Source organism: Spirillospora sp. NPDC052242, from assembly GCF_040679555.1.
GTDB lineage: Bacteria > Actinomycetota > Actinomycetes > Streptosporangiales > Streptosporangiaceae > Spirillospora.
On sequence record NZ_JBFAUZ010000033.1, the window covers coordinates 1 to 12,625 of the forward strand.

Below are 12,625 nucleotides of genomic sequence, written 5' to 3' on the forward strand. Positions count from 1 at the left end.
CGCCCCCCCCGGCCCCGGCCTGGACACCCGCCCCGGCCTGGGTTTTTTCAGCCCCCCCCCCGGCCCGCGCCCGGCCCGTCGGGCCGGACGCGGGGCGTCGGCGCTACGGGGCGGACGCGAGGCGTCGGCGCTACGGGGCGGACGCGAGGCGTCGGCGCTACGGGGCGGACGCCGGTGCGGGGGTGGTGATCTCGAAGGTCAGGCCGTCGGACGTCGCGGCGACGTCGACGTGCCGGCCGGGGGCGAGGTCGCCCGACAGCAGCAGGTCGGAGAGCCGGTCGTCCACCTCGCGCTGGATGGTGCGGCGCAGCGGGCGGGCGCCGAACTCCGGCTGGTAGCCGCGCTCGGCGAGCCAGTCGACCGCCTCGGTGCCGAACGAGACGGTGACGTCCTGCGCGCGGAGCCGGCGGCGCGTCTCGTCCAGGAGCAGGTCGGTGATCTGCCGGAGCTGGACGGCCTCGAGGCGGTGGAACACGATGATCTCGTCGATCCGGTTGAGGAACTCGGGGCGGAACGCCTCACGCAGGCGGCGCATGATGCGGTCGCTGAGCGCGGAGCCGCGCCCGTCGCCGCCGACCGTGCCGAACCCGATCTCGACCTGGCCGGTGATCAGCTCGGAACCCAGGTTGCTCGTCATGATGACGACGGTGTTGCGGAAGTCGACGGTGCGGCCCTGCGCGTCGGTGAGGCGGCCGTCGTCCAGGAGCTGGAGCAGGACGTTGAAGACGTCCTGGTGGGCCTTCTCGATCTCGTCGAGGAGGATCACCGAGTACGGCTGGCGGCGGACCGCCTCCGTGAGCTGCCCGGCCTCCTCGTAGCCGACGTATCCGGGCGGGGCGCCCATCAGGCGGCTGACGGTGTGCTTCTCCTGGAACTCGCTCATGTCGAAGCGGACCATCCGGTCGCGGCTGCCGAACAGGGCCTCCGCGAGCGCCTTCGCCAGCTCGGTCTTGCCGACGCCGGTGGGCCCGAGGAACAGGAACCCGCCGATCGGACGGTCGGGGTCGCTCATCCCCGCGCGGGACCGGCGGACGGCGCGCGCGACCGCGGCGACCGCGTCCTCCTGCCCGATGACGTGCTCGTGCAGGTGCTCCTCGAGGCTGGAGAGCCGGTCGCGCTCGTCCTGGGTGAGCTGGGTGACGGGCACGCCGGAGATGCGGGAGACCACCTCGGCGATGTCCTCGGCGGTGACCTCCGGGACGGTCTCGTGGCCGTTGTTGTCGGTGCGCACGGCGGCGATGTCGCTCTCCAGGTTCGCGATCTCGTCGCGGAGCTGCGAGGCCTTCTCGTAGTCCTCGTCGAAGACGGCCTGGTCCTTCTCGCGGCGCCGCCGCTCGAGCCGGTCCTCCAGCTCGCGGCGGCCGCCGTCCATGGTGTGGGAGCGCAGCCGGACCCGCGCGCCCGCCTGGTCGATCATGTCGATCGCCTTGTCGGGCAGGAACCGGTCGGTGAGGTAGCGGCTGGACAGGTCGACCGCGGCGACCAGCGCCTCGTCGGTGAAGCGGACCTGGTGGTGCGCCTCGTAGCGGTCGCTCAGGCCGCGCAGGATCTCGATGCTGTCGTCGGGGGACGGCTCCGCGATCATGATCGGCTGGAAGCGGCGCTCGAGGGCCGCGTCCTTCTCGATGTTGCGGCGGTACTCGTCGACGGTGGTGGCGCCGACGACGTGCAGCTCGCCGCGGGCGAGCGCCGGCTTGAGCAGGTTGGCGGCGTCCATCGCGCCCTCCGCGCCGCCCGCGCCCACGACCGTGTGGATCTCGTCGATGAAGATCACGAGCTCGTCGGAGTGCTCGCGGATCTCGTCCATCACCTTCTTCAGGCGTTCCTCGAAGTCGCCGCGGTAGCGGGTGCCGGCGACGACGCCGCCGAGGTCGAGCTGGACGAGCCGCTTGCCGCGCAGGGTGTCGGGCACGTCGTCGTCCACGATGCGCTGCGCGAGGCCCTCCGCGATGGCGGTCTTGCCGACGCCCGGGTCGCCGATCAGCACCGGGTTGTTCTTGGTGCGCCGCGACAGCACCTCGACGGTCTGCTCGATCTCGTCCGACCGGCCGATCACCGGGTCGATGCGGCCCTCCCGGGCGTACTCGGTGAGGTCGCGGCCGTACTCGTCGAGCGTCGGGGTGCCGGTCGGCTGCTGGCCGCCGCCCCCGCCGGGGGGCTGCTGCCCGTGCCCGCCGCCCGCCGCGGCGTTCTGCAGCGCGTCGGGCGTCACGTGCTCGGCGTCCAGGATGCGGCCGGCGTGCGAGTCGCGGTCCAGGGCGAGCGCGAACAGCAGGTGCTCCGGCCCGATGTAGGACGAGCCGAGCGCGCGCGAGACCTGGTGGGAGTCCAGCAGCGCGCGCTTGGCGGACGGCGTCAGCTGCGGGGGGACGTCGCGGGGATCGCCGCGGCGGGCGCTCCCCTCGATCTCGTTCTTGATCTTGTCCGGGTCGGCGCCGGCGCGCACCAGCCAGTGCCGGGTGCCCTGCTGCCGGGTGGCCGCCCACAGCAGGTGGTCGGTGTCCAGGTCGAGGCTGCCCCACTGCGCGGCCTGCGCCGCGGCGTCGCGCACGAGCTCGCGCGCGGGTTCGCTCATCAGCCGGGCGATGCTGACCCGCTCCGTGGGACGGCGGTGCGCCCGCGCTCCGAAGAACCGGGCGAGCATCTCCTCGAACGGGTCCATCCCCCCGGCTCCGTACCAGCCCGCGGTCATCGTCGAAAACCTCCCCCTCGCCCGGCCCGTCCGGGTTCCCGGGCCGGTCGTCGCGATCCTTGAGGACCTGCCCGTCGGGATGTGCGAGAAACACGGGTCGCGGTTACGGAACGTGTGCGCAGGAAGACCGGTAGATGTGGGGCGGCGGGGAAGGCCGGGCATGATCCGGCGAGGCGCGATGTTGGAGCGAGCATGACGAAGATCGACATGGGCCGGTACGGCATCTGGCGGCCGTGGTCGCAGCTCACGCCGGAGCTGGCACGCGAGGTGGAGGCGCTCGGGTACGGCGCGGTCTGGATCGGCGGTTCGCCCACCGACCTGGACGTCGCGGACCGGCTGCTCGCGGCGACGGAGCGGATCACGGTCGCGACCGGCATCGTGAACATGTGGGCGACGCCCGCCGAGGAGGCCGCGGCGTCCTACCGGCGGCTGCGGGACGCGCACGGCGAGCGGTTCGTGCTGGGCGTCGGGATCGGGCACCGGGAGGCCACGCAGGAGTACCGGGCGCCCTATGAGATGATCGTCGACTACCTGGACCGGCTGGACGCCGCGGACGTCCCCGAGGACGGCCGGGTGCTGGCGGCGCTCGGGCCGAAGGTGCTGCGGCTGTCCGCCGAGCGGGCGGCGGGCGCGCACCCGTACCTGGTGACGCCCGAGCACACCCGCCGGGCGCGCACCGAGCTCGGCGACGGGCGGCTGCTCGCGCCCGAGCAGAAGGTCGTCCTGGACGCCGACCCGGAGCGGGCCCGCGCGATCGGCAGGGCCAAGGTCGCGAACCCGTACCTGAAGCTGCGGAACTACACCGCGAACCTGGAGCGGCTCGGCTGGACGGAGGAGGACATCGCCGACGACGGCAGCGACGCCCTCATCGACGCGCTGGCGCCGCACGGCGAACCGGCGGCGGTCGCGGCGGCGCTGGAGGCCCACCACGACGCGGGCGCCGATCACGTGGCCGTCCAGCTGCTGACCGAGAACGACCAGGACCCGGTTCCGGGGCTGCGGACGCTCGCCGCGGAACTCGGGCTCTGACGCCTTTCCGATTTCCGGACGGCCGGACGGGCGGACGGAATTGCGGGACGCGCCCGGCGATCGGACGACGATGCCGGGCGGGTCCCGCTTTTGCTTTGTTCGAACGGGCGCGGGAAGCAGGGCAAGCGCCGTTGCTCACTACAACCTCGGCCTTCCCGAATGCAACTCGGCACCATCGAACGTGATCATGCCGTCGCGTTCCGTGAACAATGCGGGTCGCGCCTGTCCTCAACCGGCTTCCCCTCTGGCCTTCCTCAAATGAACGCAAGTATGCTCCGTGGCCTTTGGTGACGGCCGTTTTGAATGCGCGGAGAGTGAAGCAGTGTCGAACCCACGGGACGCCGGCGGGCCGCCCCCGCGGCGGCGCACGCGCCCCATCCGGCGCCGGATCGCGCTGCTGCTGGCGATCCCGCTCAGTTCCCTGCTCGTCATGTGGAGCGTCCCCGCCACCATCACGCTGACCAACGCCCTGCAGCGGTTCGACTTCTCGACCGTCTACACCAACGTCGGCGTCCCGGCGACGTCGGCGGTCGAGGCGGTCCAGCAGGAGCGCGCCGCGGCCGTCCGGGCCCTGGTGACCGGCGACCCCACCGACGAGAAGCGCTTCCGGGAACTCGCGAACCGGACGGACGCGGCGGTGGCGGCGTTCCGCACGTCCGCCCTGTCGCCGGAGACGCGGGACGCGATGGACGCGCCGGTGGAGCGGCGCGTCGAGTGGAACGCCGGCGCGTTCGACGGCCTCGGCTCGCTGCGCTCGCAGGTGGAGATCGGCGGCACCACCCCGCTGGCGGCGATCAACGGCTACAGCGCGGTGATCGACACGGTCGTCCGGACGCTGACGACCCTGGTCAGCGTGGACGACGTCGTCGTCTACCGGAACACCAGCGCCGTCCTGCACAACTACTGGGCCCGCGAGTTCATGCTCCGCGAGGACGCGCTGCTGACGGCGCTCGGGGCCGGGCCGATGGACACCGTCAGCCGCGCCGCGTTCGCGTCCTGGGCGGGCAGCCGCGAACAGTTCTTCGCGCTGGGCCGCGCCGGCGCGGACGGCGAGATCGGCACGATCATGGAAGGGCTGGCGGACACCGGGGAGTACGCCGCGTACACGACGCTCGAGAACGGCGTCGTCAACAACGGCATCGCGCCGTCGCGCCGGGAGTGGCGCGCCGGCCTCGAGGCGCTCGACCCGGTCTGGCTGCGCGCGGCCGTCCGGGCCAACGACTCATTGTCGCGCGAGTACGTCGAGCCCGCCGGCGACCGGATCATGCTCGGCTTCTACGCGGCGGGCGGCCTGGGCCTGCTCGCGGTCATCGCGTCGGTGACGCTGTCGCTGCTGTTCGCGCGGCGGCTCACCGACGAGCTGCGCCGCCTGCAGGAGACGGCGCAGCGGCTCGCGCACGAGCGGCTGCCGGCGGTCGTGGCGCGGCTGCGCAAGGGCGAGACCGTGGACGTCGACGCCGCCGCGCCCCCGCCCGCGACCGGCGGGACGACCGAGATCGCGCTGGTCGGCGAGGCGTTCGACGCGGTGCAGCGCACCGCGATCGGCGAGGCGATCGCGGAGGCCGAGCTGCGCGCCGGCATCAACCGCGTGTTCATCAACCTGTCGTGGCGGAGCCAGTCGCTGCTGCACCGGCAGCTGCGGCTGCTCGACCAGATGGAGCGCCGCGCGTCCAGCCCGGAGGAGCTGGAGGACCTGTTCCGGCTCGACCACCTCACCACCCGCATGCGGCGGCACGCGGAGGGCCTGGTCATCCTGTCCGGCTCCCCCACCGTGCGGGCCTGGGACCACCCGGTCCCGGCAGAGGACGTCGTCCGCGCCGCGATCGCCGAGGTGGAGGACTACACGCGGGTCGTGGTGACGGGCGCCTCGTCGGCCGCCGTGATCGGCGGCGTGGTCGCCGACGTCATCCACCTGCTGGCCGAGCTGATCGAGAACGCCGCGGCGTTCTCCCCGCCCGCCACCGAGGTGACCGTCAAGGTCGACACCGTCGCCAACGGGCTGGCCGTCGAGGTCGTGGACCGCGGGATCGGCCTGAGCGCCGAGGAGCGCGACGAGCTGAACCGGCGGCTGGCCAGCGACGTCGAGTTCGACCTCGCCGACACCGACCGGCTCGGGCTGTTCGTCGTCGCGAAGCTGGCCGCCCGGCACGGCGTCAAGGTGTCGCTGCAGCCGTCGGCGTACGGCGGCACGACCGCGATCGTCCTGGTCCCGCACGCGCTGGTCACGGTGGACGACGACCTGGAGCCCGCGGCGGCCGCCGACCGGCCCGTCGTGTCCGCGACGGCGGGCCCGGTCCGCCCGGCCGGGCGCCCCTCGGTCACCCGGCTGGAGTCGCTGCCGCGCCTCGGGCGGCCCGGCTCCGGGCGGGCCCGCCCGGAGCTGACGGGCCCGCCCGCGCCCACCTACACGCCGCTGTACACGCCGCCCGCCGAACCCCCCGCCGAACCGGCCGGACCGCCGGACGCGCGTCCGTCCGGCGCACCGGCCGTGGCGTTCGACGCGCCCCCGCCCTCCTACCGGCCCTCGCCCCCGCCCCTCGCGGCGCCGACCCTCGAGCCGACCGCCGACCCGGTCGCCGAGCCCGCCGCGGGGACGCACGCGGAACCGTCCGTCCCGGTGGATCCCGGTGCGGACGGCGAACCGGGCGAGGTCGAGTCGAGCGAGGTGACCGGCCGGCTCCCCAAGCGGGTGCGGCAGCGCAACCTCGCGCCGCAGCTGCGCCGGCGGCCCGCGCCGCCGGACGGCGGACCGGCGGACGACGATTTCCCGGAGCCGAGCCCGGAGCTCAGCCGCGACCTGATGTCCTCGCTACAGTCGGGATGGCTGCGCGGCAGGGACGAGGGCGACGAACCGGACGATCTCGAACCACGCGATGAATGGGGGCGATCATGAAGCAGCAGGGGCACGCGACCGGTGAGCTCGACTGGCTGCTCGACGACCTGGTCGAACGGGTCGGCGAGGTGCACCAGGCGGTGCTGCTGTCCCGCGACGGCCTGGTCATGGGCGCCTCGGGCGGCGTCACGCGCAAGGACGCCGAGTTCCTGGCGGCGCTGTCGTCGGGCTTCCACAGCCTGGCCAACGGCGCCCGGGAGCACTTCCAGGCCAAGCACGTGCGGCAGACCGTCGTCGAGCTGGACGGCATGCTGTTCTTCATCATGCCGGCGGGCGACGGCAGCTGCCTGGCCGTGCTGAGCGACGCGGGCGGCAACGCTGGCCTCGTCGCCTACGAGACCACCATGCTGATCAAGCGGGTGCGGCGCCAGCTGGGCACGGCGCCGCGCTCGTCCGGCCCGGAGGACCCGGCGATGCGGGCCGGCGCCTCCGGCTGAGGCGGGCGGCCGTGGAGACGCCGAGAGAACGCTGGATCGGCCGGGACGCGGGCCCGGTCGTGCGGCCGTACGCGATGACCCGCGGACGGACCCGCACCCGCGGGCTCGTCCTCGACCTGGTCACGGTCCTGGTCGCGACCGGCCGCCCCCCGGGCGAGCGGGTCTGGCTGTCGCGCGAGCAGCGCGCGCTGCTGGAGCTGTGCCGGCGGCCCTCCACCCCCGCCGACCTGGCCTCGGAGACCGACCTGCCGTTCCGGGTGGTGCAGATCCTGCTGGAGGACCTGCACCACTACGGCCTCATCGAAGAGGTGCAGCAGGCCCGGCAGGCCGACCGACCCGACCCCCGGCTACTGATGAGAGTGCTCGATGAACTTCGCCGCCTCTGACGCCGTCCCCACCGCCGCGCGGGACGACGACGTCCCGCTGCACACGCTGAAGATCCTGGTGGCGGGCGGGTTCGGCGTCGGGAAGACCACGCTGGTGAGCGCGGTCAGCGAGGTGCGCCCGCTGCGCACCGAGGAGACGCTCACCGACGCCTCCACCGGCGTGGACGACCTGCGCGGCGTGGAGGGCAAGACCACCACGACCGTCGCGATGGACTTCGGCCGCATCACCCTCTCCGGCGGCGTGCGGCTGTACCTGTTCGGCACGCCCGGCCAGGAGCGGTTCTGGTTCATGTGGGACCGGATCGCCTACGGCGCGGTGGGCGCGGTCGTCCTGGTCGACACCCGGCGGCTGACGACGAGCTTCGCCTCGATCGACTTCTTCGAGCAGCGCGAGATCCCGTTCGTGGTCGCCGCGAACGTGTTCGACGGCGCCCGCCGCTACTCGGTCGAGGAGATCCGCGACGCCCTCGACGTCGACCCGCACGTGCCCGTGGTGCTGTGCGACGTCCGCCGTCCGGACGTCGCCAAGAGCATCCTGGTGACCCTGGTCGAACACTCGCTCCACCAGGCCGGGTACTGACCGGCGGCCTCCGCTCCGCTCCGGCCGCCGGGGCCGACGTGCCCGCTCGGAGTTGGGCACCGGCCGGGTACAGGCGCAGTGCCCTTTCCTTCCGGCCGGGCACAGACGCGCCGCCGGGGCGTTCCGGACGGGGCGCGGTGTCGTGGTCGGGCGGGGTCAGGCTTGGATTCGGGCGACGATGAGGGCGGCGAGCGCGGCGTAGGCGGCGGAGTCGTCCAGGCCGGTCTGGGCCTTGATGTCGCCGCGGTGGATCGACTCCATGACCTGGCCGGCGACGGCGCCGACGAAGGCCGCGTCGGCGTCCGGGGACGCCTCGCGCACCAGGCGGCGCACGCGGCGGACGGCGAAGCCGGTGTTCTCCTTGTAGATCTCGCGGGCCGGGGGGAACGCGTCGAGGTCGGCGAAGAAGGCGGGGGACGCGGGCGCGAGCTCGGCGGAGATGGCCCGCAGGTAGGCGCCGACGCGCTCGCGCGGGCCCTGCCGGGCGGGGACGGCGTCCAGGGCGGCCTCGACGCGCTCGGTGGCGCGGCGGAAGAACGCGCGGACGACCGTGACGATGATCTGCTCGCGGCTGGCGGCGACCGTGTAGAGGGTGCTCTTGGAGCAGCGCAGCTCGGCGGCCAGGTCGGCGACGCCGAGGCCGGCGAAGCCGCGGGCGAGGAAGAGGTCGGTGAGGCGGTCGACGAGGTCGGCGCGGCGGCGTTCCGCGCGGGTCCGGGGGGTGCCGTCCACCGAGGTCATGGCGGGAACAGTACCAAAATGGGTTCACCGGTACCCGTTTTGGTACCGTCGGGGTGACGAGAGGAGCCGCCCATGCCCGCCACCCGCCACCTGCCGACCGAGGAGTCGGCGGACCTGATCGCGCTGACCAGGGAGATCGCGGCCAAGGAGCTGGCGCCGCGGGTCGCGGACGCCGAGCGCACCGGGGAGTTCCCGCGCGACGTGTTCGCGACGCTGGGGCGGGCGGGGCTGCTGACGCTCCCCTACCCCGAGGAGTTCGGTGGCGGCGCCCAGCCGTACGAGGTCTACCTGCAGGTCCTGGAGGAGATCGGCGCGGTGTGGGCGAGCGTGGGCGTCGGGGTGAGCGTGCACGCGCTGTCGTGCTTCCCGCTGTTCTCGTTCGGGACGGACGAGCAGCGCGCGCGGTGGCTGCCGGACATGCTGTCGGGCGAGCGGCTCGGCGCGTACTGCCTGTCGGAGGCGCACGCGGGGTCGGACCCGGCGGCGATGCGCGCGAAGGCCGTCCGGGACGGCGACTCCTACGTGCTGACCGGCGCGAAGGCGTGGACGACGCACGGCGGGAAGGCCGACTTCTACACGGTGATGGCGCGGACGTCCGACGACGGGGCGCGCGGCATCTCGTGCTTCCACGTGCCGGCGAGGACGCCCGGGCTGGAGTTCGACGCGCCCGAGGACAAGATGGGCCTGATGGGCTCGACGACCGCGACGGTGCGGCTGGAGGGCGTCCGGGTCCCGGCGGACCACCTGATCGGGCGCGAGGGGCAGGGGCTGTCGATCGCGCTGGCGGGACTGGACGCGGGACGGCTGGGCATCGCGGCGGTCGCGACGGGGCTCGCGCAGGGGGCGCTCGACACGGCGGTCGCGTACGCGAAGGAGCGGGAGGCGTTCGGCAAGGCGATCATCGAGCACCAGGGGCTCGCGTTCGTCTTGGCCGACATGGCGGCGGCGGTCGAGTCGGCGCGGGCCACGTACCTGGCGGCGGCGCGGCTGAAGGACGCGGGACGGCCGTACGGGCGGGAGGCGTCGGTGGCGAAGCTGGTCGCGACCGACAACGCCATGAAGGTGACGACGGACGCCGTGCAGGTGCTCGGCGGCGCGGGCTACACGCGCGACTTCCCGGTCGAGCGCAACATGCGCGAGGCCAAGGTCATGCAGATCTTCGAGGGGACGAACCAGATCCAGCGGCTCGTGATCTCCCGGCACCTGGCGCGCTGAGCCCCGCCGGAGGGGTGCACGCCGCCGGACCGGCGGCGTGCCGTCGGGTCCTGCGCGGTCACTTCCGCAGGGCGGCGAGCCCCTCCTGCATGTCCTCGACGTTCATGGCCGGGTGGATCTCGATCTCCGCGCCGAGTTTCTGGAAGAACGTCTCCGTGATGGCGGGCAGCTGGGAGCTGTCCTGCATGTCGAAGACGAGCGTGCAGGTGCGCCCGCCCTCGTAGGGGTGGAAGTAGGCCGCCTCGGGCTTGAGCTGCTCAAGGATCGACTGCATGAGCTGCGCCATCGTGCCGTTCTCGAGCAGCTCGTTGGTGATGTGGGTGTCCAGGCGTGCCCTCAACATCATTCTCATCGCGTTCCCCCAGGCCGCCGGGGGCGGCGCGCCCCCGCGCTCGCTGGAACCCCCGCGACGTCGCCGTCAGCGTCTCCCCGGGCGCCCCGGATAAACCGCCCGGCCGGCCCACCGCCCGGCATCATCCACGGGACGGATGGACTGCATACGGGGAATCGATTTCCCTGATCAGTGGGCGGTGACCCAAGGTTGGACCACCGACCGAAGGGAGCCGTCGTGGAGAACGTCCTCATCGTCGGCGCGGGGACCGCGGGTCCCGCGCTGGCGACCCTGCTGGCCCGCGCGGGCGTCGCCGTCGACGTCGCCGAGCTCGGCGCGCGGCCGACGGCGCTCGGGTCCGGGATCACGCTGCAGGGCAACGCGCTGCGGGTGCTGCGCGACCTCGGCGTCTGGGAGCGGGTCGCGGCGGCCGGGTTCGCGTTCGACGTGCTGGGCCTGCGGGCACCGGACGGGACGCTCCTGGCGGAGATCCCGGACGCCCGCACCGGCGGCCCCGACCTGCCCGCGACCATCGGGATGTACCGGCCGGACCTGAACCGGATCCTGGCGGACGCGACGCGCGACGCGGGCGCCCGCATCCGGTTCGGGTCGACCGTGGACGCCCTCGACGACCGCGGCGACCACGTCGTGGCGCACCTGTCGGACGGGACGGCCGCGCGGTACGACCTCGTGGTCGGCGCGGACGGCGTCCGGTCGGCGGTGCGGCGGCTCATCGGGATCGACACCGAGCCGGTGCCGACGGGCATGGGCATCTGGCGCGTCCACACGCGGCGCCCGGAGCACGTCGAGCGGACCGACCTCATCTACGGCGGGGCGTGCTTCATCGCCGGGTACTGCCCGACCGGCCCCGACACGATGTACGCGTACCTGGTCGAGCGGGCGCGCCCGCGCGAGTCGATCGCGGACGCCGACAAGCCGGCGCACATGCGGGCGCTCGCCGAGGCGTACGGCGGGGTGTGGGAGGAGATCCGCGACGACATCACCGACCCGGACCGCATCAACTACACGTGGTTCGAGTCGCTGCTGGTCGAGCGCCCGTGGAGCCGGGGGCGGGTCGTCCTGATCGGGGACGCCGCGCACGCCTGCCCGCCCACCCTCGCGCAGGGCGCCGCGCAGTGCCTGGAGGACGCCGCCGTCCTCGCCGAACTGCTGCTCGCCGCCGGCGGCCCCGGCCCGGACGTCTTCGAGGCGTTCATGGACCGCCGGTACGAGCGCGCGAAGGCCGTCGTGGAGGCGTCCGTCCAGCTCGGCGAGTGGCAGCTGAACCCGTCCCCGGACGCCGACGTGCCCGGCCTGATGGGCCGGATCGCCGCCCTCGTCACCGAACGTCCCTGATCTCGCAAGGAGGCATGATGCCCGACCGTCTCATCACCCATCTGCGACACGTCGACCTCGCGGTGCCCGACTACGAGCGGCAGCGCGAGTTCTACGCCGGCGTCTGGGGCCTCACCGAGGTCGCGAACGACTCCGGCATCTCGTTCCTGGCGGCCGAGGGGTCGCCCGAGCAGTACATCGTCCGGCTGCGCGAGGACGCCGAGAAGCGGCTCGACCTCGTCGCGTTCGGCGCCGCGTCGCCCGCCGAGGTGGACGCGCTCGCCGAGCGGCTGCGGGCCGCGGGCGTCCGGCTGATCACCGAGCCGGACACCCTGCGGACGCCCGGCGGCGGCTACGGCTTCCGGTTCTTCGACGTCGACGGCCGAACGATCGAGGTGTCGGCCGACGTCGCCGTCCGCGCGCACCGGAGGCTGGAGGAGCGCGAGGCCGTCCCGGTGCGTCTGTCGCACGTCGTGCTGAACTCCCCCGACATCGACGCGACCCGCCGCTGGTACGAGACGCACCTCGGCTTCGCGCTCAGCGACACGCTGTCGTCGCCGCACATGGGCGAGGTCATGCACTTCATGCGCTGCAACCCGCAGCACCACAGCATGGCGATCGCGAAGGGGCCGCACGCGTCGGTCCACCACGTCTCGTTCGAGATGCGCGGGCTCGACGAGTACATGTACGGGACCGGACGGCTGCTGCGCGCGGGCGTCCGCATGATCTGGGGGCCCGGCCGGCACCTGGCGGGCGACAACACGTTCTCGTACTTCCTCGACCCGCACGGCAACACCGTCGAGTACACCACCGAGCTGGAGACGCTCGACGAGGACGCCTGGCACCCGCACGTGTACGACTTCTCGCGGCCCGAGGTCACCGACCAGTGGGGCACCGCCAACCCGATGAACGAGCTGGTGGCGAAGGAGTCGTTCAACGATCCGGACCGGGGCGTGTTCGTCGCCCCGCCGGTCTGATCCCGGGAG

Annotated in this window: 11 protein-coding genes; 8 read left to right on the plus strand and 3 right to left on the minus strand. The window is 73.5% G+C overall.

Annotation, left to right across the window (positions count from 1 at the left end):
- Positions 1-157 precede the first annotated feature (157 nt).
- Positions 158-2,692: an ATP-dependent Clp protease ATP-binding subunit gene (locus AB0L25_RS25455; RefSeq protein ID WP_500175185.1), complete on the minus strand. Its 2,535-nt coding sequence runs from the start codon at positions 2,690-2,692 to the stop codon at positions 158-160.
- 192 nt (positions 2,693-2,884) lie between these two features.
- Here AB0L25_RS25455 and AB0L25_RS25460 point away from each other — a divergent pair, with 192 nt between their 5' ends.
- The 5 genes from AB0L25_RS25460 to AB0L25_RS25480 all read left to right on the plus strand — a co-directional run bounded on the left by AB0L25_RS25460 (position 2,885) and on the right by AB0L25_RS25480 (position 8,017).
- Positions 2,885-3,721: an LLM class F420-dependent oxidoreductase gene (locus tag AB0L25_RS25460; RefSeq protein WP_500175186.1), complete on the plus strand. Its 837-nt coding sequence runs from the start codon at positions 2,885-2,887 to the stop codon at positions 3,719-3,721.
- A gap of 322 nt (positions 3,722-4,043) precedes the next feature.
- A complete protein-coding gene (locus tag AB0L25_RS25465; RefSeq protein ID WP_500175187.1) occupies positions 4,044-6,614 on the plus strand; it encodes a sensor histidine kinase in 2,571 nt (856 codons plus the stop codon).
- Entirely contained in the window at positions 6,611-7,051 is a 441-nt protein-coding gene (locus tag AB0L25_RS25470; protein WP_378295936.1) for a roadblock/LC7 domain-containing protein, read from the plus strand. The genes AB0L25_RS25465 and AB0L25_RS25470 overlap by 4 nt, the downstream gene beginning before the upstream one ends.
- Positions 7,052-7,062: 11 nt before the next feature.
- Complete coding sequence (locus AB0L25_RS25475; protein WP_500175188.1) at positions 7,063-7,437, plus strand: DUF742 domain-containing protein; 375 nt, start codon at positions 7,063-7,065, stop codon at positions 7,435-7,437.
- Positions 7,418-8,017 carry a GTP-binding protein gene (locus tag AB0L25_RS25480; RefSeq protein ID WP_500175189.1) on the plus strand — a complete coding sequence of 200 codons (600 nt, stop codon included), beginning with the start codon at positions 7,418-7,420 and terminating at the stop codon, positions 8,015-8,017. Before AB0L25_RS25475 ends, AB0L25_RS25480 begins: the two co-directional genes overlap by 20 nt.
- Positions 8,018-8,173: 156 nt before the next feature.
- Here the strand turns inward: AB0L25_RS25480 and AB0L25_RS25485 are convergent, their stop codons facing one another.
- Positions 8,174-8,758 (minus strand): TetR/AcrR family transcriptional regulator, encoded by a 585-nt coding sequence (locus AB0L25_RS25485; RefSeq protein ID WP_500175190.1) that lies wholly within the window; start codon positions 8,756-8,758, stop codon positions 8,174-8,176.
- Positions 8,759-8,830: 72 nt separating this feature from the next.
- Between AB0L25_RS25485 and AB0L25_RS25490 the strand changes: the two genes are divergently transcribed.
- Complete coding sequence (locus AB0L25_RS25490) at positions 8,831-9,973, plus strand: acyl-CoA dehydrogenase family protein (protein WP_500175191.1); 1,143 nt, start codon at positions 8,831-8,833, stop codon at positions 9,971-9,973.
- Between the two features lie 58 nt (positions 9,974-10,031).
- Here the strand turns inward: AB0L25_RS25490 and AB0L25_RS25495 are convergent, their stop codons facing one another.
- Positions 10,032-10,325: a DUF3303 family protein gene (locus AB0L25_RS25495; protein WP_500175192.1), complete on the minus strand. Its 294-nt coding sequence runs from the start codon at positions 10,323-10,325 to the stop codon at positions 10,032-10,034.
- Positions 10,326-10,541: 216 nt separating this feature from the next.
- On the opposite strand from AB0L25_RS25495, the gene AB0L25_RS25500 reads away from it, so the two are divergent.
- Positions 10,542-11,660: an FAD-dependent monooxygenase gene (locus AB0L25_RS25500; protein WP_500175193.1), complete on the plus strand. Its 1,119-nt coding sequence runs from the start codon at positions 10,542-10,544 to the stop codon at positions 11,658-11,660.
- A gap of 14 nt (positions 11,661-11,674) precedes the next feature.
- Positions 11,675-12,616, plus strand: a complete 942-nt coding sequence (locus tag AB0L25_RS25505; protein WP_500175194.1) for a VOC family protein — start codon at positions 11,675-11,677, stop codon at positions 12,614-12,616.
- Positions 12,617-12,625 lie beyond the last annotated feature (9 nt).